The sequence below is a fragment of the Clostridium sp. LBM24168 genome (genome assembly GCF_052953915.1).
On the sequence record NZ_CP196861.1, the window covers coordinates 336,316 to 357,093 of the forward strand.

Sequence of the window (20,778 nt, forward strand, 5' to 3'; positions counted from 1 at the left end):
AAGAATAATTTGTAAAATATGGCTTTATAGTACGTTATACTTTATTATATACAAAAAAGGTGGTGACAATACGGGTGAAAGTAGATTATGATATTCCATCAGATCATATATACAAATTGGATAAAAGTAAAAGGGTTCACGCTAACTGGATGTTTTTAGGAATACTTGTATGCGCCTTTTTATTTTCTTTTACTATAGGGAGTTATCATTTATCACTTTCTGAAATTATAAATGTATTTCACGCTAAGATAACAGGTACGGCTTCCTATTATGGTGCAAATGTAGAAAATGTAATATTTAAGGTGAGAATGCCAAGAATTTTTGCAGCATTGCTTATAGGATGTTCTCTTTCTGCAGCTGGTTCTGCCTATCAGGGGTTATTTAGGAATCCCATGGTGGCACCTGATATACTTGGAGCATCAGGTGGGGCTGGTCTCGGAGCGGCTATAGGACTTTTACTTTCCTTTGGTTCCCTGGAAGTTCAAATTATGTCATTTATATTTGGACTTGCAGCGGTACTTCTGGCATTTGGTATTAATTCAGTCATAAATCGTGGAAACGAGGGATCTGTATTGAGTCTTATACTTACTGGTATGGTTATATCAAGTCTTATGCAGTCTTTTATATCTATAATCAAGTATGTAGGTGATCCGGAGGATAAACTTCCGGAAATAACATTCTGGCTTATGGGTGGACTTTCCACTGTGACTATGAGAGATGTCATGATTATGATTGTCCCAATGCTTATCGGGATAATTCCATTGTTTGCCTTAAGATGGAAGTTGAATGTATTATCTTTTGGGGATGAGGAGGCAGGGGCTCTTGGAGTGAATACCTACAAAATGAAGACCATTGTAATAATTTGTTCAACTTTGATTACGGCGGCATCAGTATCAATAGGAGGAATAATTGGCTGGGTAGGGCTTATAATACCTCATCTTGCGAGGATGATTGTAGGTCCCAATTATAAAATTGCACTTCCGGCGTCAATGCTTATTGGAAGCATATATCTGCTGCTGGTAGATGATATAGCAAGAGGTATATTTACTGTGGAAATACCACTTGGAATATTGACTTCGTTAATTGGTGCTCCATTTTTTATATATTTGCTTTTAAAGGGAAGGAGGAGTTGGAGGTGATCCTGGATATAAAAAATATATCCTGTGGATATGGTGACAAAACTATATTAAGCAATATGTCCTTAACTGTGAAATCAGGGGAAATACTATGTATTCTTGGACCAAATGGAGCAGGGAAAACAACTTTTTTTAAAACTATTCTCGGATTCCTGAAGTTAAAGTCAGGGGGAAATACATATAAATAACGAAGATATAAGCAGGTGGGATAGAAAAAGACTTGCAAAAACTATAGGATATGTACCTCAAACGCATAGTACTCCATTTCCGTTTACGGTGGAAGATGTAGTTGTTATGGGCAGAACATCACATCTTGGTGCAATGAGTTCACCGGGAAGAAGAGATATGAAGATTGCAGAAAACAATATGAACATAATTGGAATAAGCTATTTGAAAGGTAAGATATATACGGAAATAAGTGGTGGAGAGAGACAGATGGTGCTTATTGCAAGGGCTCTTACTCAGGAACCGGATATACTTATTATGGATGAACCTACGTCCAATCTGGATTTTGGAAATCAAATAAGAGTTCTGAGACAGATTTTAAAACTTTCTAAAGAAGGACTGGCTATTATAATGACATCTCATTTTCCCGATCATGCTTTTCTATGTTCCACCCAGGTTGCTCTTTTGAAGAAAAATAATAAATTTATGGTAGGAACTGCAGATGATATTGTTACTGAAGAAAACCTCAGAGATGCCTATGGGGTGAATGTAAAAATTATAAATACAGTTTTGGACAGTGGGAATAAAATTAAATCCTGTGTTCCACTGCTTTAATAAATCATTATTTTAAATTAAGGATGTGAAATTATGAGAAAAAGAATTAGCAAGGTAAAAAGTTTAATCATTATTATTTTTGCTGCATTGTTTTTATTTGCCGGATGTGGTAAGACCAGTACAAGTTCTCAAAACAATACTCAGGAGAGTAAGGGTAGGGTAATTACAGACTCGACAGGTTTAAAAGTAACTGTTCCTGACAATGTGAACAAGATAGCCGATGCATGGCCGGCACACAATGAGATAGTAGCTATGCTCGGTGGTTCTGATAAAATAGTTGCAACTATTGATTCAAAGAAGGCATATCCGTGGCTTTATAAGGTATTTCCAGATATGGATAAGGCTAAGACCATATTTACAAATACAACTGTTAATACAGAGACACTTGCACAATTAAAGCCGGATGTATTATTCATACCTACAGATTCAAAATTACTTGCAAAGACAAAGGAACTTGGAATCCCTACAGTACAATTGATATTCCAGAATTATAATGATCTGAAAAAGGTTGTAAATACAACTGCCCAGGTTTTAGGTGGAGATGCCAAGGATAAAGCAGATAAGTATAATTCATATCTTGATAAAAGGCTTAAAGCGGTAAAAGAGGTAACTTCCAAAATACCGGATTCAAAAAAACCTAAAATATTACATATAGAATCTTTTAAACCTCTTACAATTGATGGGCAAAAAACCATAGTAGATGACTGGATACAGGCAGGTGGTGGTAAAGATGCTGCTGAGATAGCAGGAAACAAGAAACCTGCTTCCATGGAGCAGGTGCTCAAGTGGAATCCTGATATAATAATTATGGGAAAAAGTGTACTGAATGATAAAAACAGCCCGATAAAAACACTTGATCAATTGTACAGCAATCCTCAGTGGAGTCAGGTAAATGCAATTAAAAACAAAAAGGTATATGTAAATCCAATGGGAGTTTTCCTGTGGGATAGATATGGCATGGAATCAGCCCTGCAATTTCAATGGCTGGCAAAGCTTATTCATCCGGAGCAATTTAAGGATTTGGATATGGTGAAAGAAACGCAGGATTTTTATAAGGAGTTTTTGGGTTATGATCTTACTGCTGATGAAGCTAACAAAATTTTAAGTGCCCAAGATCCAAATTAATGAGATTTATCCAATATATAAAGGCCGTGTAAAACACAGCCTTTAATTTTTACCCATGAATAAGCTTATTATTAATATTATAAGTACAACAGTTGTGATTTTTACATATAAAAAATCCCTTTCCTTTAAAAACACCAATATGGAAACAGCTACTCTGAGTATTGGAATGGCTATTAACAACATTAATCCAAGCATTATTATTGAATAAGGTTTTAAAGCCATACATCCCATGAATATTTCAAGTGGATGGGTAGGATAGAAATTTTTCACATATCCACTACTTCCTGAAATTAGGAACATTGCAAGACCTATTATTATAACAGTGGAACTTGTTAAAACTCCTATGAGTAGAAATTTACTTATTACGTTCTCTATTTCTCGTATATTCTTTTTTAATCTACTATTGTCCATTATAGTGCAATCACTCCTTTATATATCATTTGAAGTGCTATGTATATAAGAAAAGGTATAAATATTTTTCTTATAGTTTTATTTTTCATTCGCTTCATAATACGGGCTCCAATAGTTGCCCCTGCAAGTACACCTAGCGCCACGGGACCTGCAATTTTAGGGTCTATGTCCCCTCTCAAAAAAAATACCCCTGCACTGGCAGCACCAGTAACTCCCATCATAAAATTACTTGTGGCACTTGATATCTTCATTGGAAGTTTCATAAACAAATCCATGGCCATAACTTTAAAACTTCCGCTTCCTATCCCTAGGAGACCCGATATAATTCCAGCACCATACATTACACCAAATCCACTAGGTACATTTGCCACTTTGTATTTGACGGATTGTTTTAAGACCTCATCATGATATTCTCCATTTAATTTAAGTTTTTCTGCCAGAGGGTGTTCTATAACGTTATCAGGCAATTCGCTTTTACCATTTTTGAACATCGCAAAGGCTGAATATATAAGTAGTAATCCAAATAGTACATAAAGATAGTTGGCATTTATAATTCCACCTAAGAAGGCACCTGTGATTGCACCAACCGTTGTTGCTATTTCAAGAAACATTGCAACTCTTATGTTTGTCATTTCATCCCGCACATAGGCTATGGCAGCACCGCTTGAAGTTGCTATTACTGAAATTATACTTGCACCTATAGCATATCTTATGTCAATTCCAAATATAAGGGTTAAGGCTGGAGTAATTACCGTTCCACCGCCAAGACCGAGAATAGATCCAGCTATGCCTGCCACAATAGATATCAATAGGATTTCTAGCACCGTCAGTGACAAAATATCATCTCCTCAATATTGAATAAAATTTATTTTTCAAGTATTATTATATCAGGGATAAAAGTATATTGAAAATATTAATTATATATTGTTTATATACAAAAATTATATAAATATTCTCTATTATATATTTTTACTATTATTATTTAGTTATAGAGGTGATATTCTTCATGGATATTAAGCAACTTAGATATTTTCTTGCAATTGCAGAAGAAGGAAAGATAACGGAGGCAGCTAAAAAACTCAATATAGCACAACCACCTCTCAGTTATCATTTAAAGCTTTTAGAAGAGGAATTGGGTACTAGACTTATGGATAGGGGAAATAGAAAGATTCATCTGACAGATGCCGGTAAAATACTCAAGAACAGAGCTGAACAGATATTGAAATTGGTGGATTCAACCGTAAAGGAATTGAAGGATTTCAATGAAGGAACAAAGGGCACGTTATCTATTGGAACCGTTTCATCTTCAGGGGCTACACTTTTCCCTTATATAATAGAAAATTTTCATAGCATATATCCAAATGTAAATTTTGAAGTATGGGAAGGAAACACATATAGGATACTTGAAATATTAAATAGTGGAGTAATAGACATAGGAATAGTTAGAACACCCTTTAACCAGGAGGGATTGAATGTAAGAATACTTTCCAGAGAACCCATGATATCAGTTTTTAGGAATGATTTAAACTATTTTCCAGATAAAAAATCGATAATTTTAAGAGATCTCATGAACAAGCCACTTATCATATATAGGAGATTTGAGAAAATTATATTCGAGGCATGCCATAATGTGGATTTTATACCTGAAATAATATGTAAAGGTGATGATGCAAGGACTACTCTGTTGTGGGCAGAATCAGGTATTGGAATTGCACTGGTTCCTAGGACTGCATTAGATATAGTAAAGGCATCAGACTTGAACTATAGAGTAATTGATGACTCAAATTTAGAAACTAGTATAGCCGCAATATGTGTAAAAAACAGGTATATGTCAGCTGCTTCCAAAAATTTTTTGAATGTAGTTTCACAGATAGAAAAGGCTTGACTTTATTTCATGTAAATAATATAATCATATCTATAATTTAATAGATTTATTCTTATCTAGAGAGGTGGAGGGAAAGGCCCTATGAAACCCAGCAACCAGCAATTATTATTGCCAGGTGCTAATTCCTGCAGTTTTAACTGAAAGATAAGAGGGAAGCTACCTCTTTTATCGAAAAGGGGTTTTTTTAATTTAGAGAATAAATCTTATTGTTTAATATAATTTTGAAAGGACGTGTTTTTGTTGCCTGAACTAAGTAGGAAGTTGGTTAACTTTACAGATTCTGTTATAAGGAGAATGACAAGGATATCCAATAAATATGGAGCTATTAATTTGTCACAGGGTTTTCCTGATTTTGATCCTCCGCAAGAAATAAAAGAAGCACTTAAAGCTGCAGCAGAGAAAGGTCCACATCAATATGCGATTACCTGGGGTGCAGGAAATTTTAGGGAAGCTCTCGCAGAAAAACAAAGAAAGTTTATGGGAATAGATATAGACCCTGAGAAACAAATTGCTGTTACCTGTGGTAGTACGGAGGCAATGATGGCTTCTGTCATGACAGTCTGTGATCCGGGTGACAGGGTTATAGTATTCTCTCCATTTTATGAAAACTATGCTGCAGATGCAATATTGAGTGGAGCAGATCCAATATATGTATCCCTTTATCCACCGGAATTTTCATTCAACAAGAAAGAACTTGAGGATGCATTTAAGCAGAAACCAAAGGCTCTCATTTTATGTAATCCATCGAATCCTACAGGAAAGGTTTTCACCTTGGAGGAGCTCCAGTATATTGCAAGTTTAGCTGAAAAATATGATACATTTGTAATAACAGATGAAGTATACGAGCATATTGTTATGGATCCTTATAAACATATTTATTTTGCTTCACTTCCAGGGATGTTTAACAGGACTTTGAGCTGTAGTTCCCTTTCAAAAACATATTCAATAACAGGTTGGAGACTTGGATATGTTATAGGAGATGAAAGAATAATAGAGAATGTTAGAAAAATTCATGATTTTTTGACGGTTGGAGCAGCCGCACCACTTCAGGAAGCAGCAATTGCAGGCTTAAAAATGCCTGGAGAATATTATGACTGGTTGAAAAACATTTATACAAAGAAAAGAGATCTTTTTTTAAACGGGTTGGATGAAGCAGGATTAAAATATGTAAAACCCAATGGAGCTTATTATGTAATAATAGATGTATCTGAATTCAACGTAAAAAACGATTTGAAATTTTGTGAATGGCTGGCTAAAGAAGTTAAAATAGGAGCCGTACCTGGTTCAAGCTTCTTTAAAGAAGATGTAAACCACCTTATAAGACTCCACTATGCAAAGAAAGATGATACTCTTTTGAAGGCCATTGAAAAATTGAAGACACTTAAGGAAAAAGCTAGATTTTATAGTGAATAAATTTTATATGAAGAGGGGCTTATTATGAAAAAGATAGGAAGCATTTTAATATCAATATTCTTAATAACAATTGTATTTTCAGGTTGTGGAGCTACATCAAAGAGTTCGGAGGGAAAATCGGATTCTGAAGCAAATACAATTAAAGTTGGGGTTACAGCAGGACCTCATGAAGAAATAATACAAAAGGTTAAAGAAGTTGCGAAAAAACAGGGATTGGATGTTGAGTATACAAGTTTTAACGATTATGTTCAGCCAAATACACAATTAAATGAAAAGCAACTTGATGCAAATATATATCAACATGAACCATACTTAAATCAGTTCAACAAAGATCACGGAATGAATCTGGTGAAAGTTGGGAATGCTGTAACCTTTCCAATGGGTATATATTCCAGCAAGATAAAGTCTTTAAATGACCTAAAAGATGGGGATAAAATCTCCCTGCCAAATGATCCAACTAATGAAGCAAGAGCACTTATGCTTCTTGAAAAAGGTAAGGTTATAAAATTGAAAAGTGGAGTTAGTCTAAAGGCTACTATAAAGGATGTGGCTGAAAATCCTAAACACATTCAATTTTTGGAAGTCGAAGCGCCAATGGTTCCTCGTTCTTTAAGTGATGTTGCAGTTGCCGCAATAAATACCAACTATGCAATACAGGCCAAACTGGATCCAAATAAAGATGCTATATTCCAGGAACCAAAGGATTCTCCATGGATTAATATCATAGTTGCAAGACCTGATAACAAAGATGCTGAAAATGTAAAGAAACTAATTAAAGTCTATCAGTCAGATGAAGTTAAGAAATATATAGAAGAGCATTTCAAGGGATCTGTTATAGCAGCATTTTAGAGGTGGTTTGATTGAGTATATATAATTTTAAATATGGAAATGATGTCATTAAAATAAATCTGGAAGGGAAAATAGAAAGTATACTTCCAAATAAAACGGGACATGTTGAAAATATAAAGGAAGAAATTATTAAATCACTTGAAAACCCTGTAAATTCAAAGCCATTAGGACAAATAGTCAAGCCTGGGGAAAAAATTGTATTTATAGTTTCAGATATAACACGTATGTGGATAAGAACAAGTGAATTTCTTATTCATATAGTTAATTACCTGAATTCTTTTGGAATAAAGGATGAAGATATTTCGGCTGTAGTTGCGGTAGGAACTCACAGAGAAGCTTCGGAAGCTGAAAAGATATCTATCGTAGGAAAAGAACTCTATGGTAGAATAAAAGTATATAACCATGATGGTAGAAATAGAGAAGAGCTGAAGTTCATTGGCATATCAAGTTTTGGTACTCCTGAATATATAAATAAGAGAGTAATGGAGGCAGATAGACTTATACTTACAGGCGGAATTACATTTCACTTATTTGCAGGTTTTGGGGGAGGAGCTAAAAGTGTTGTTCCGGGTGTTGCAGGTTTTGAAACAATTCAACACAATCATAGGCTTGTTTTTAACAATGGAGAAAATTCCGGTTTGAACCTGAATGCAGGACCAAACAAGATTAAGGGTAATCCTATGCGTGAGGATATTACCGAAATATGCAGGAAAGTTTCACCTGATTTTTTGGTAAATGCGGTACTTGATACCGATGGCAACTTTGTAAGGTTTGCAGCTGGAGATTTTGAAAGGGCATGGATTGAGGGATGTAATACTACTAGAGAACTTTATGGAATAAAAATTAAAAACAAGGCAGATATTACTATAACGTCTGCAGGTGGATATCCAAAAGATATAAATTTGTATCAGACAGTTAAAACCATTGATAATAGTTTGTATGCAGGATCACAGGACAGTGTGCTGATTGTGGCCGCACAGTGTATAGAAGGGCTGGGTGCAGATGAATTCATGGAATGGTTTAAATATACAACTCTTGAGGATATGGAAATGGCATTAAAGAAAAATTTTACAGTTCCTGGTTACGCGGCATATAAGACTTTGTATGCTGCAAAGAATAGAGAGGTTTTTCTTTTGTCCTCTCTTGAAGATGATGAAGTACGAAAATTTGGATTTACTCCGGTAAAGTCTCTTGAGGAGGCAGTTAGAACTGCATATAAGTTAAGTGGTGACAATCCCAATGTTATACTTATGCCCTATGGTGCAAATACACTTCCTGTATAAACTAGGATTTAGTATTGAAATATATTTCAATACTAAATCCTAGTATTTTTATGAGAAATTGAATGATATATGGTAATATATAGCTATGAATATATTTTATTAAGGAGACAATACAAATGAATTTAAAAAACAAGGATTTGAACTTTGCCCTGGAAATATTGTGCTTTACGGCATTTATAATTGCAGCTTATTTTTTTATTAACTGGCTGGAGTATATTGCTATCGTGCCTGCAATTATGTGTATATATGATGGATTCAAAATATTCAGGTATATAAAGAATAGAGATGGTTTAAGAATAATTTCATTTTTAATTACGGTTCTTGTCTTAGTTATTATATTGCATATATTAGCTGTAGATGGAATGGCTAATCCTGTCCCTATACTATTGCTATTTATAGTTACGAATTTATTCTTTGTATATAATGTAATCTTATATATTTACAATACATATAAAAATTTGAGTTTGGTGTTGCTCATAATAATGTGGATTTTATGTGATAGTGTTCCGATTATCATGATATTCTTATTGTCAGCAGGTTTGTCTGTTTGATAATATATGTATCTATGTTATACTATTTATATAACAAGTAGCATATAAAGGAGGAATATATGTTAATAGAAGTTAATTTTGAGTCGGAAAAACCGATTTATGAACAGATTAAGAGGCAAATAATACAGGCAATAGCATCAGGAAGTTTAAAAAAGGGGGAGAATCTTCCTTCCGTAAGACAGATGGCGGAGGATGTAGGCATAAATCTTCACACTGTAAATAAGGCCTATAATGAATTGAAATCAGAAGGATATTTAAATATAGATAGAAGAAAAGGGGCGGTAGTAAGCTGTAAATTGCCTAACAATACACAGGAGTTTAAAGATAAACTTAAAAATGAACTCCTTTACCTGATATCAGAATCATATTTAAGAGGTATAGATGAAGAAGAATTTTCCCAATATTGCCATAGAATGTTCGCAAACTTAAAATTATAGGGAGGCGAGAATCATGAGAGAAAATTTGTATATGTCTTTATATATGCTTTTTATATTTATAATAATTTTGATTATAGAAATGCTCACTCCAAAGTTTACTAGAAAGGAAATCATATTTGGAGTAAGAATACCCGAGGATAAAATAGATTTAAAGGAAATTGAAGATATAAAGAAAAAATATGTAAAGAATAATTTGTTGATAGGGATTCCGGTTATAGTTTTATTTAGTATTATGAATTATATTTTTTTTAGTATTGGCATGATACTATTTACTGTGTTTGGTTTCCTTTTTATAGGTTTTCTAATATATTTAGTATCAAATAGAAATGTAAAAAGATTAAAGCAGAGAGAAAATTGGTTTAAAGGGAAAAAACAATTTGTAACTATTGATACAGATTTTTCAAAAGAAAAGGTGAATTCAATCGTATCGTCATGGCTATTTCTAATTCCAATAATAATAATTTTAGTTAATATAATTTTAGGATATACACATTATGATTTACTGCCTCATAGGGTAGCCACCAACTGGGATTTTTCAGGAAACATTACAGGTTATCAGGACAAATCAAGCTTTCTAATATGGGAAATGCCCTTAGCACAACTTGTTTGTACAGCTATATTTTTTATAATATATAAAAGTATAGGATGGTCTAAACAGCAGATAAATTCTTCAAATCCAAGGGCCTCCGTAGAGAAGAATAAGATATTTAGGAAAGTATGGTCCATATACATGGTGATTTATTGTATCCTTACTGATATCTTACTTACTATGGGAACCGTTCAGATATTTAAGATATTTAATATAAGTAGTATATTTTATACAATTGTAATTGTCGTTTTTTTAATTTTGATATTCTTAAGCATTATTATACTATCTGTAAAATTAGGACAGGGAGGGGCAAATATAAAGTTTCCGGATGAGGATAATAAAAACAAATTCCCCAGGGAAAATAGAGATGATGATATATACTGGAAACTTGGCAATACGATATATTACAATCCAGATGATCCGTCTGTATTTATTGAAAAGAGATTTGGAGTAGGCTGGACTATAAATGCAGGAAGACCTTTGGGAATGGCCGTGTATATAGGAATGATATTGTTCATCATAATTGTAATGACTGTCGTTAGATTCTTGAAAAATTAGAGTTAAAAAAAGAACTGCATCTATTATTGTGTTTTGATGTCAGTTCTTTTATAGTGCTAATTAATAGGCGAATTAGGCTGTTTTGTATAAGTGAAAAAATAAATATGCTAAAATTAAAGAAACAGCGGCTATTATCGAGCAATTCAAAAAAGTCAATTTTATTGATATATCTGCAAACACACCTAGGAATATGTTGACAAAAGAAGCTATTATATCTGTTATAATGGCATATGTAGACAGTATAGTAGCTCTATTGTCTGCAGTTATGGATTCATTTTCTATATTTAAAACAATTGGACTGATTATTGCAAATATTCCTTGAGTAGCAGCTATTAAAAATACACTTAAAAAAGGATTATTGGTATATGCAAGAATTAAACACACTGTGGATAAAACAGCTATTAGCAGCTGCAATATATTCTTTACACCGAATTTTTTAGTTATTGTGTGAGTAAAAACAGCCAATATACAAAAGCACTGTACCAATGATGTAAGAATACCAAAATATTTTATTGATAGTCCACTTCTTATATACTGTATTTGATTTAAAAATACTCCAATAGAGTGGGCAACTTCACTTATAAGTGAAGTTGAAACCACTATTATAAGTATTCTTTTATCTATGGATATGTTTCTAAAGGTGTCTTTAAAGCTATATTTTTTATGTGAAGATAAATTTGTATCATCTATAAAGAAAGCTATAAAAAAGGCTATAGCACATGGAAATATACTGGCGAATACAGTAAAATCCAAGGATACAATTGACATGAAAGTAAATATGAATGAGGCTAGTATAAAAGCTCCGTTGTTCATGGAATTGTATACTCCAAACAATTTTTCTGAATTTTTTTTACCAGAACAAGAATATAAAAGTGCCGTATCACATCCAGAGATACCAGAAGAATATAAAGCCATAAGAATTCTTTCGCATAAAAACATAGAAAATGAGTTAGCAAAATAGAAAATAATTTTTGATAAAAAAAGTATAAAGTTTGATATTATCAAAGTCCTTTTATACCCATATCTATCAGCAAACCATCCCCAGGGAACTTCAAACATAATCATTAGGATCATAAATATTGATTCTATTAGAAACATGTGATATATGGATAAACCTCTTGATTGCCTGTATAGAGTGGCAGCAGGACCATAGAATATAAGCCCTTGAAGAAAGCTCATAATATACATTAATTTTATATTATTCAATTTTGATACACCTCCGAAATTGTATAACAAAAAGATCTGTAGGTAAGGTTATTAAAAAATATATTTTGTTATGAAAAGGTGTATCAAATAGTTATCATTTTAAATTCTACCTCCGAAGATATGAATTAATATTAATTATAATCTAAATTATAATATTATTCTAGAAAAATTTGTGTAATATAAATAATTTTAAAACAGACATGACATAGCATAGCATAACATAAAAATTTGTTGATTAATGCTATGAATTTTAATAACTATGTAATTATATGGGCTAAAATTTACGTAATTGTCAATAAAACATTGATTGTTTATCAAATTTTATATATAATATATAATATAACATTTCATGAATATAATATATGTGTAATATAAAAAAATGTTATATAGCCTTATATAACGTTTTTTATAATATTAATTGTACATCAATAAATTTAAGAATTTGGGGAGGTATTATGATGAAAAAATCTAAAAAAATTTTATCCGCTGTTTTATTTTTACTTATTACAGTTTTGTCAGTTGGATGTGGAACTGCAAATAAAGATTCCAGCAATCAAAAATCTGATTCAGCTACAAAGCAAGATAAAGCCGTAACATTGACGGTATCTGCTGCTGCGAGTTTAAAAGACTCTATGAATGAAATAAAACAACTATATACTAAAGAACATCCTAATGTAACTATTACTTACAATTTTGGATCATCGGGTTCACTTCAACAACAAATAGAGCAGGGGGCACCTGCTGACATATTTATGTCTGCTGCAACTAAACAGATGAATGCACTTAAGAGTAAGAATCTGCTTGTAAATGATACTATTAAGGATTTGCTGAAAAATGATGTAGTGCTTGTAGCTCCTAAATCATCGTCAAATGTAACTAGTTTTGAGGATCTTGCAAGTGACAAGGTTAAAAAGATAGCACTTGGTGAAATCAAAAGCGTACCGGTAGGGCAATATTCGCAGGATATACTTACAAATCTGAAACTTATGGATAAAGTTAGTCCAAAAGCTGTTTATGGAAAAGACGTTAAAGAAGTTCTGACATGGGTTGAAACAGGAAATGTTGATGCGGGAATTGTATATAAGACAGATGCGTTGGTGTCAGATAAGGTTAAAGTTATAGCTACTGCTCCGGCAAATTCCCATAAGGATGTAATATATCCTGCAGCCGTGGTCAAGGCTAGCAAAAATCAGGATGCAGCTAAAGAATTTCTTGAATATCTGTCTGGTGACAAGGCACAGAAAGTATTTGAAAAGTATGGATTTAAGGTTGGGAAATAGATAGCCAGTTAATGTAGCCAATATTTTATTGAGCAGGAGGGAGTGTAATATGGGATTTGACATTTCACCAGGACTGATTTCTATAAAGACTGTTTTATTAGCTACTATAATAACATTTTTTATGGGAATAGGTGCTGCTTACTGGATGACAAATTACAATGGAAAATTGAGAAATATTTTGGATACTGTATTTACATTGCCACTGGTGCTTCCTCCTACAGTAGTTGGTTTTTTCCTATTGCTTATTTTTGGGAAAAATGGTCCGCTGGGAATACTTCTTTTAAAAATGGGAACTACATTGATTTTTTCATGGCCGGCTACAGTTGTGGCAGCCACTATTGTTGCATTCCCGTTGATGTACCGTACGACTAAAGGTGCCTTTGAGCAAATAGACAGTAATGTTGTAAATGCTGCAAGGACTCTTGGTGTGTCTAATACGAGGATTTTCTGGAAGGTGATGATTCCAATGGCCTGGCCTGGTATTGCAGCAGCTACAGTGCTTTCCTTTGCCAGAGCACTTGGAGAATTTGGAGCAACCCTCATGGTGGCAGGAAATATACCGCATAAAACTCAGACCATTCCTATGGCAATTTATTTTGCGGCTGAAAATGGAGAAATGAGCATAGCTCTTATATGGGTTATACTGATTGTCATAATTTCAACTGTAGTAATTTTTTTAATGAATTACTGGAATGAGCATCAGCAGAGAAACATTTACGGAGTAAGGAGAAAATAGGATGGGACTTTATGTTGATATAAAAAAGCGCTTCGAGGGGTTTGATTTGAAAATCAAATTCAAAGCAGGTGATAATATAATAGGACTTCTGGGTGCTTCAGGGTCAGGAAAGAGCATGACATTAAAGTGCATTTCAGGTCTTGTTACGCCAGATCAGGGAAAAATAATTCTCAATAAAAAGGTTTTATTTGATTCAGAAAAGAAAATAAATGTTCCTATTAGAAAGAGAAAAGTGGGCTTTTTATTTCAGAATTATGCATTGTTTCCCAATATGACGGTACTTCAGAATATAAGTTTTGCATTAGATAATATTCCCAGAGAAAAAAGACAGAAAATAGTTGAGGAAAAGATAAAAATGATGCGTCTTGAAGGCCTGGAGGAAAGATTCCCAAGTCAACTTTCAGGAGGACAGCAGCAGAGGGTTGCAATAGCCAGGGCGTTGGCTGTTGATCCAGAGATATTACTCTTGGATGAACCTTTTTCTGCTCTGGACAGTCATCTTAGAAGCAGGATGGAACAGCAGATTGTTGAGATATTATACCATTATGAAGGAACTGCTGTATTTGTATCCCATAACAGAGATGAAATATATCACATTTGCAATAGTATTGCAGTAATTGACAATGGAAATATTGATGCCTATGGATACAGGGATTATATATTTTCAAAGCCACCAACTATGGCAGCTGCACAACTTACTGGATGTAAGAATATATCAAAGATTGACATATTGGATGAGAATACAGTGAAAGCTGTAGATTGGGGATGTACCATTAAGGTAAAGGATAAAATTGAAGGTTCGCCGGATTATATAGGTATAAGAGCGCATTATGTTGATATAGTAAACTATGATAATGATAGTAATATTTTCAAATGTTTTGTAGATAGTACAGTAGAAGGTCCTTTTACTGTCATGATCCATTTAAATATTGTTGTGGATAGACCCTATGAAAAAACCAAAAATTTGCAGTGTGAGGTCCAAAAAGAAATATGGAATAGATTGAAGAATGTAAAACAACCTTGGAATGTATATATTAATCCGGACAAAATTTTTCTAATTAAATAATTTTTATGTGTTTGACAATACAAAAGTAAAAATATATTGCATAATTATCTATAATATGTTAAATTACAAGTAAATAATAGAATTTTATTATTTATGGTCAAATATATGAAAAAGGAGTTGAGAACCGTTTATTTGGATACATATTTTGTAGTAAACAAAATGTGATTGTCTATAGGTAGGGTGAAGTACATCCGAATTTAAGACTTTGGAGTGTCAGACCAGACGATTTGTATAATCGGACACAGTGAAAAAGTAAGCAGTGAGGGCTGTTAAAGTCTGAATTTTGCGTAACGGTAGTCAATTATGAAAATTAGTGCAAGAAATCAGCTGGAAGGAAAAATTGTTAAGATAAAAGAAGGAGCTGTAAATGCAGAGGTAATAATAGATTTAGGTGGAGGCAAATCAGTATGCTCTATTATTACCATGGATTCACTTAAGAATTTGGGATTGAAAGTGGGTTCTGAAGCTACTGCAGTAATAAAGGCATCCAATGTAATGATTATGGCTTAACCTATGAAAAATTGCTAATGTATAAAAAATATATCTTTCTGATTAACAGAAGGGTATATTTTTTATATAGATATTTTTAAAATGTTATGCTATAGTAATGTAAAATAAATAATCTAGGGGTGAACAATTATGAAAGAGTTGAATACCAAATACGGAATACTCAGGGGAATATCAGGAATAGATTATTATGAAGATGGAAGTGTGAAGGAATGCACCTTAAGTTCTTTAAATAGGTTGAATAGTTCTTATGGAACGCTTATCCCGCAGTATGAAGATGGGGGGATTAGGAGAAAGCATATTGAATCGCTGTCATTTTATAAAAATGGTAACTTAAAGAGTATTTATTTGCAAAAGCAAATTGAGGTCAATACTTCTGTGGGAATTGTACCTGCCGAATTCATGACCTTCTATGAGAATGGAGATATAAAAAGAATATTCCCATTAAACGGTAAAATAACGGCTTATTGGACGGAAGAAGATGAGTATAACCTGGCAGAAGAAATGGAATTTGATCTTTCTATAGGTAAATTGAAACAAAAAGTTATAGGAATATATTTTTACGAGGGAGGTCCCTTAAAGAGTATAACTTTTTGGCGCGGCAACAATATAAAGATACACACACCTATAGGTGATGTGACATTGCGAATAGGTGTAGCTTTTTATCCCGACGGAAAAATAAAATCTTTTGAACCTGGTGTAAATGTAAATGCAAGGACAAGAATAGGAACCATAAAAGCTTATGATACAGGTGCCATTGGAATTCATGGAGATTCGAATTCATTGGTATTTTCGAGAAAAGGCGAGGTTGAATCTCTGGTAACTTCTACAGATAGAATAGAAGTTACCAATAGAAAAACTGGAGAAAAACAAGTATATAGACCAATGCTGAAGCAGAGTATAATTAATGAAAATAGTATGGAGATAATACCCCTTAACATTGAATTTAAAGGAGATAAAGTCGAATTCAGCAATGGATTCAAGCATCAATTTTTATATGAATGTAAAATTGATGAATATGATTTTGATATAAAAACCCTATCACTTAATATCAATTCCCCATGTTCATCCTGTACAGGATGCTCAAATTGATTTATATGCACTTGCTATAAGGAAAATTTAATTTTTCCTTATTGTAAGTACGTGGTTTAAGGTAGCTATTATCAGGAATATGAATCCTGATAGGCAAACACCATTCCATCTCAACATATTCCAGCTATATGTACCTACGAATGATCCAAGAGCACCGCCGAGAAAATAGGAAACCATAAATATAGTATTAAGTCTATTCCTTTCATCAGGAGATAAGCTTTGAATACGGGTCTGATTTGCAACTTGTGCTGATTGAGTTCCAAGATCAAGCAATATTAATCCAAGGGCAATTCCCCATAACTTGTAACCTAATACCATGAGAATTACAAATGCTATAATTGAGAATATAATAGAAATTCCAACAACGTACTTTGGGCCTTTTTTATCGCTTATGTTTCCTACGATTGGTGAGGCTATTACACTTGATATTCCAAGAAGTGCGAATAAGCCTGCAGCTTCACTTCCAAGATTATAGTGCGGTGATTCAAGAAAGAATATGAGAGTTGTCCAAAAAATACTGAAGGTACCAAACATCATGGCTCCGTTTAAGGAGGCTTCCCTTAATATAGGTTCTTTTTTCAATAAACCCTTCATTGAAAACATTGTTTCCCTATATGATTTTTTGAATTTGGGATAATTTTTTGGAAGAAATTTAAGTACTATAAAAAATAATATAATTGTAAGTACTGAAGCTATATAATACATTGTTCTCCATCCAAAGAAAGATCCTATAAATCCACTTACTGTACGAGCTAAGAGTATACCTATGAATAATCCACTAAATACACTGCCTATAGTTTTGCCACGAGTTTCAGGTTCTGAAAGTTCTGCTGCAAATGGTATTATAAGCTGAGGTATTACTGTGGTGAAGCCTATGATAAAACTTGTTATAATAAGGAAGGTTATATTTGGAGATAAAGCGAATAATACTAAAAATATTGATAGAATCACTAGAAGTTTTAAAATTAGGCTGCGCCTTTCTTTTATATCCCCAAGTGGAATTATAAAGAACATACCTACTCCATATCCTATTTGTGTCAAAGTGGATACAAGACCTATACTTTTACTTGATACGTTAAAACTTCTTGCAAGATCTCCCAAAAGCGGTTGATTGTAGTATAAGTTTGCAACCGTAATACAGCAGATAAGGGCCATTATAATTACCAAACCGTGATTTATTTTATTGAATGAAACAGTATCTTTATGCATTTAATATCCTCCTTTTATCTTCTTTATATCATGGATTGAAGATAATATTAATATCATTTGATTATCCTGAAAAATTATTGTATAATATACTAAATAACAAAATGTTTAAGTTGACAAAGCTTATTGTTAATTTTACATTTTTGTGTTATAATATTATATTATAAACACCGATATACAAAGTCAAGATATATCAATTATAAGTGTTTTATCTTTAGGAGGATAATAAATGAAAACAGGTACAGTAAAATGGTTTAACTCAGAGAAAGGATTTGGATTCATTGAAGTTCCAGGAGAAAACGATGTTTTCGTACACTTCACTGCCATACAGAGTGATGAACCAAGAAAAAATCTTGAAGAGGGCCAAAAAGTTCAATTTGATGTAGAAGAAGGACCAAAAGGACTTCAAGCTGCTAATGTTGTAAAACTTTCATAATTTTACACTATTAATAAATTGAACGTTAATATAAACATTAATTAAGTGTTTTACCACCTTTTAGAAAGGTGGTTTTTTATTAGAAAGTGATTTTTAAATAAAATTAAAGGAGTGGGTTTATTGTGAAGAAAAATTATAAAATGAAAAAAACGATCTCTGTAAAAATGTTTATTTCAGAGTTCGGAGAAAATTTTTCGGAACATATAAAAAAGAGGCTTATGGATCTCGAAGTGAGATGTGTTTTGACTAGAAAAAATAGCAACTATATAGTGGATGTAAAACATGTAGAGCATTTGAAGTATACGTCTTCTGAGGAAAGCGAATTTGCAGGGTTGAAAAGAGAATATATTTATGGAAAATTTGCAGTTGCGGATGGAATTTTATATTTTTCAAAAGATTTTGAAGATACAAAAGATACAATGAAATGTGAAGTAGTGGATAATATATATAATTCTTTAAGTACAAATGAAATTGTAATAGATGAAGAAGGAAATACAGAAGGAAATACAGATGAAAGTATAAATGCAAGAGAAGTTAATGATGATAATATTGACTTTATAATTGACAGTATATTGGAAAAATGTCCACAAGTATCACAAAAATATTTGGATATAGTACATGAAATGTTATCTCATGCAGACATTAAAAGAAAAAATACACTTCATATAAGTACCTACTAGAATTTATTAAAATAGTGGAAAAGTTTTATATATCAAGATAAAACTGGTTATAAAAAACTGATATAGTTTTTTATAACTATACCAGTTTTTATAAAATAGTTAGGCTTATATTAATCAACATTATTTTCAGGCTGTCTTGTGTTAGGATTATCTTCTATAATTATTTCAACTTTATCTATTCTCTTTTCTTTTACATTTTTTATTTTAAAGATTAAATTATTGTATTTCAAAGTACTATGTTCGTTATGTTTTGGAATGTGACCCAAAAGGTCTATTACAAATCCACCAACTGTATCAAATACATCAGAGGGCAGATCTATATATAATTCTTCATTTATATCGTCTATTGGAACCAGACCGTCTACTATATAGGTATTGGAACTTATTTTTTTTATAGGTTCATTACTTGTATCATATTTATCGTGTTCATCCGGAATATTACCCATTACTTCTTCTATTAAGTCATCTATAGTTACAATACCTGTAAAGTCACCATATTCATCTATTAAAATTGACATATGATTGTTAGTAAGTTGCATTTCCTCAAATAATTCATCTATATTTTTAGTTTCAGGAACAAAATAAGCATTTCTTATAAGATCCCTTATAGACTTATGATTTAATGTTCCATTATGAAACTCTATAAATAGATCTTTCATGTATAAGATACCAATTATATTGTCAATTGCATTTTCATATATGGGTATTCGTGAATATTGATGCTTAGCAACTTCACTTAAAATTTCTTTAATGGGAGTGCTTACATCTAAAGCAAACACATTCACTTTTGGTGTCATTATATTTTTAGCCAAGGTATCATCAAATTTGAATATACCATTTATCATTTCTTTTTCTGTTTCATTTATTATACCTGTTTCTTCTCCTGCATCTATCATAAGCTGTATTTCTTCTATGGATATATTATCTTTTATATTTGTACTTTTAATCTTTGTTACTTTTGAAAGAATATTAATTGATAGGGTTAATATCTTATCAAAAGGAAAAGTTACCATTGATGTCCACAAAAGCGGTTTTACTACAAATAATGCCATTTTTTCAGAATTCTGAAGAGCAATTTTTTTTGGAAATAATTCTCCGAAAACTAAAGTGAAATAGGATAAAATTATAGTGCCAAGTATTATTGCAACCTCATCGCTTGAAGGTACATTTAACTTGTTAAGTAATACAGCTAGAGGCTGAGAAAGTGACGTAGCTGAAAGTGCACTGGCAAGGAAACCTGCCAGAGTTATTATATCCTGTATAGTTGCCAAAAATCTATTCGGTTCTTTCATGAGATCAAGCAGCAATTGAGCTTTTTTATTACCTTTATCTGCAAGTATTCTTATTTTTGATTTATTTACTGAAACTATTGCGATTTCTGCAGCGGAAAAAAATGCATTGAGTATTATAAGTATAAAGATTAAAAAAAGGTCAATTAAAATGCTACTCGGACCACTGTCCATATAAAAATTCCCCCTTGTTAAATAAAAACTCAGTATATTATAACATATTATAACATATATACAATTTTAACGGATTAATAAAATTGCTA

At 32.4% G+C, this 20,778-nt stretch carries 21 protein-coding genes, 1 pseudogene and 1 riboswitch; of the genes and pseudogenes, 17 read left to right on the forward strand and 5 right to left on the reverse strand.

What is annotated here, in order from left to right; translation table 11 throughout:
- The first annotated feature begins 74 nt into the window (after positions 1-74).
- The 3 genes and pseudogenes from ACSVC9_RS01620 to ACSVC9_RS01630 all read left to right on the forward strand — a co-directional run bounded on the left by ACSVC9_RS01620 (position 75) and on the right by ACSVC9_RS01630 (position 3,041).
- Positions 75-1,139, forward strand: coding sequence for a FecCD family ABC transporter permease (locus tag ACSVC9_RS01620; RefSeq protein WP_446898648.1), 1,065 nt, complete (start codon positions 75-77; stop codon positions 1,137-1,139).
- A pseudogene (locus tag ACSVC9_RS01625) lies at positions 1,136-1,916 on the forward strand (ABC transporter ATP-binding protein). The gene ACSVC9_RS01620 and the pseudogene ACSVC9_RS01625 overlap by 4 nt, the downstream one beginning before the upstream one ends.
- 33 nt (positions 1,917-1,949) lie before the next feature.
- Positions 1,950-3,041, forward strand: a complete 1,092-nt coding sequence (locus ACSVC9_RS01630; protein WP_446898649.1) for an ABC transporter substrate-binding protein — start codon at positions 1,950-1,952, stop codon at positions 3,039-3,041.
- A gap of 42 nt (positions 3,042-3,083) precedes the next feature.
- On the opposite strand, the gene ACSVC9_RS01635 is transcribed toward ACSVC9_RS01630, so the two are convergent.
- Together ACSVC9_RS01635 and ACSVC9_RS01640 are read right to left on the reverse strand one after the other, a co-directional pair.
- Positions 3,084-3,452 carry a DUF1634 domain-containing protein gene (locus tag ACSVC9_RS01635; protein ID WP_446898650.1) on the reverse strand — a complete coding sequence of 123 codons (369 nt, stop codon included), beginning with the start codon at positions 3,450-3,452 and terminating at the stop codon, positions 3,084-3,086.
- Positions 3,452-4,288, reverse strand: a complete 837-nt coding sequence (locus ACSVC9_RS01640; protein WP_446898651.1) for a sulfite exporter TauE/SafE family protein — start codon at positions 4,286-4,288, stop codon at positions 3,452-3,454. Before ACSVC9_RS01640 ends, ACSVC9_RS01635 begins: the two co-directional genes overlap by 1 nt.
- A gap of 170 nt (positions 4,289-4,458) precedes the next feature.
- On the opposite strand from ACSVC9_RS01640, the gene ACSVC9_RS01645 reads away from it, so the two are divergent.
- From ACSVC9_RS01645 to ACSVC9_RS01675, 7 genes are all read left to right on the forward strand, one after another.
- Positions 4,459-5,337, forward strand: a complete 879-nt coding sequence (locus tag ACSVC9_RS01645) for a LysR family transcriptional regulator (RefSeq protein ID WP_446898652.1) — start codon at positions 4,459-4,461, stop codon at positions 5,335-5,337.
- A gap of 49 nt (positions 5,338-5,386) precedes the next feature.
- Positions 5,387-5,488, forward strand: a riboswitch (SAM riboswitch).
- 89 nt (positions 5,489-5,577) lie between these two features.
- Positions 5,578-6,750, forward strand: coding sequence for a pyridoxal phosphate-dependent aminotransferase (locus ACSVC9_RS01650; protein ID WP_446898653.1), 1,173 nt, complete (start codon positions 5,578-5,580; stop codon positions 6,748-6,750).
- Positions 6,751-6,774: 24 nt separating this feature from the next.
- Positions 6,775-7,599, forward strand: coding sequence for a MetQ/NlpA family ABC transporter substrate-binding protein (locus ACSVC9_RS01655; RefSeq protein WP_446898654.1), 825 nt, complete (start codon positions 6,775-6,777; stop codon positions 7,597-7,599).
- An 11-nt stretch (positions 7,600-7,610) separates the two neighbouring features.
- On the forward strand, positions 7,611-8,882 hold the full coding sequence (larA, locus tag ACSVC9_RS01660) for a nickel-dependent lactate racemase (protein ID WP_446898655.1): 1,272 nt from the start codon (positions 7,611-7,613) through the stop codon (positions 8,880-8,882).
- Between the two features lie 116 nt (positions 8,883-8,998).
- The gene (locus ACSVC9_RS01665) at positions 8,999-9,433 is read left to right on the forward strand and encodes a hypothetical protein (RefSeq protein WP_446898656.1); all 435 of its coding nucleotides are present in this window, start codon (positions 8,999-9,001) and stop codon (positions 9,431-9,433) included.
- A gap of 59 nt (positions 9,434-9,492) precedes the next feature.
- A complete protein-coding gene (locus ACSVC9_RS01670; protein ID WP_446898657.1) occupies positions 9,493-9,870 on the forward strand; it encodes a GntR family transcriptional regulator in 378 nt (125 codons plus the stop codon).
- A gap of 13 nt (positions 9,871-9,883) precedes the next feature.
- The gene (locus ACSVC9_RS01675) at positions 9,884-11,017 is read left to right on the forward strand and encodes a DUF1648 domain-containing protein (RefSeq protein WP_446898658.1); all 1,134 of its coding nucleotides are present in this window, start codon (positions 9,884-9,886) and stop codon (positions 11,015-11,017) included.
- A gap of 72 nt (positions 11,018-11,089) precedes the next feature.
- On the opposite strand, the gene ACSVC9_RS01680 is transcribed toward ACSVC9_RS01675, so the two are convergent.
- A complete protein-coding gene (locus ACSVC9_RS01680) occupies positions 11,090-12,223 on the reverse strand; it encodes an MFS transporter (protein ID WP_446898659.1) in 1,134 nt (377 codons plus the stop codon).
- Positions 12,224-12,681: 458 nt separating this feature from the next.
- Between ACSVC9_RS01680 and modA the strand changes: the two genes are divergently transcribed.
- The 5 genes from modA to ACSVC9_RS01705 all read left to right on the forward strand — a co-directional run bounded on the left by modA (position 12,682) and on the right by ACSVC9_RS01705 (position 16,904).
- The gene (gene modA, locus ACSVC9_RS01685) at positions 12,682-13,503 is read left to right on the forward strand and encodes a molybdate ABC transporter substrate-binding protein (protein ID WP_446898660.1); all 822 of its coding nucleotides are present in this window, start codon (positions 12,682-12,684) and stop codon (positions 13,501-13,503) included.
- A 49-nt stretch (positions 13,504-13,552) separates the two neighbouring features.
- Positions 13,553-14,239, forward strand: coding sequence for a molybdate ABC transporter permease subunit (gene modB / locus ACSVC9_RS01690; protein WP_446898661.1), 687 nt, complete (start codon positions 13,553-13,555; stop codon positions 14,237-14,239).
- A gap of 1 nt (position 14,240) precedes the next feature.
- The gene (locus ACSVC9_RS01695) at positions 14,241-15,305 is read left to right on the forward strand and encodes a sulfate/molybdate ABC transporter ATP-binding protein (protein WP_446898662.1); all 1,065 of its coding nucleotides are present in this window, start codon (positions 14,241-14,243) and stop codon (positions 15,303-15,305) included.
- 303 nt (positions 15,306-15,608) lie between these two features.
- On the forward strand, positions 15,609-15,815 hold the full coding sequence (locus ACSVC9_RS01700; protein ID WP_446898663.1) for a TOBE domain-containing protein: 207 nt from the start codon (positions 15,609-15,611) through the stop codon (positions 15,813-15,815).
- Positions 15,816-15,944: 129 nt separating this feature from the next.
- Positions 15,945-16,904, forward strand: coding sequence for a hypothetical protein (locus ACSVC9_RS01705; protein ID WP_446898664.1), 960 nt, complete (start codon positions 15,945-15,947; stop codon positions 16,902-16,904).
- A gap of 27 nt (positions 16,905-16,931) precedes the next feature.
- Here the strand turns inward: ACSVC9_RS01705 and ACSVC9_RS01710 are convergent, their stop codons facing one another.
- Positions 16,932-18,113 carry an MFS transporter gene (locus ACSVC9_RS01710; RefSeq protein ID WP_446898665.1) on the reverse strand — a complete coding sequence of 394 codons (1,182 nt, stop codon included), beginning with the start codon at positions 18,111-18,113 and terminating at the stop codon, positions 16,932-16,934.
- Between the two features lie 226 nt (positions 18,114-18,339).
- Between ACSVC9_RS01710 and ACSVC9_RS01715 the strand changes: the two genes are divergently transcribed.
- Both ACSVC9_RS01715 and ACSVC9_RS01720 read left to right on the forward strand, forming a co-directional pair.
- On the forward strand, positions 18,340-18,546 hold the full coding sequence (locus ACSVC9_RS01715; protein WP_294184506.1) for a cold-shock protein: 207 nt from the start codon (positions 18,340-18,342) through the stop codon (positions 18,544-18,546).
- 122 nt (positions 18,547-18,668) lie between these two features.
- Positions 18,669-19,226: a hypothetical protein gene (locus ACSVC9_RS01720; protein ID WP_446898666.1), complete on the forward strand. Its 558-nt coding sequence runs from the start codon at positions 18,669-18,671 to the stop codon at positions 19,224-19,226.
- 110 nt (positions 19,227-19,336) lie between these two features.
- Here ACSVC9_RS01720 and ACSVC9_RS01725 read toward each other — a convergent pair whose 3' ends face one another.
- A complete protein-coding gene (locus ACSVC9_RS01725; RefSeq protein WP_446898667.1) occupies positions 19,337-20,689 on the reverse strand; it encodes a hemolysin family protein in 1,353 nt (450 codons plus the stop codon).
- Positions 20,690-20,778: the final 89 nt, after the last annotated feature.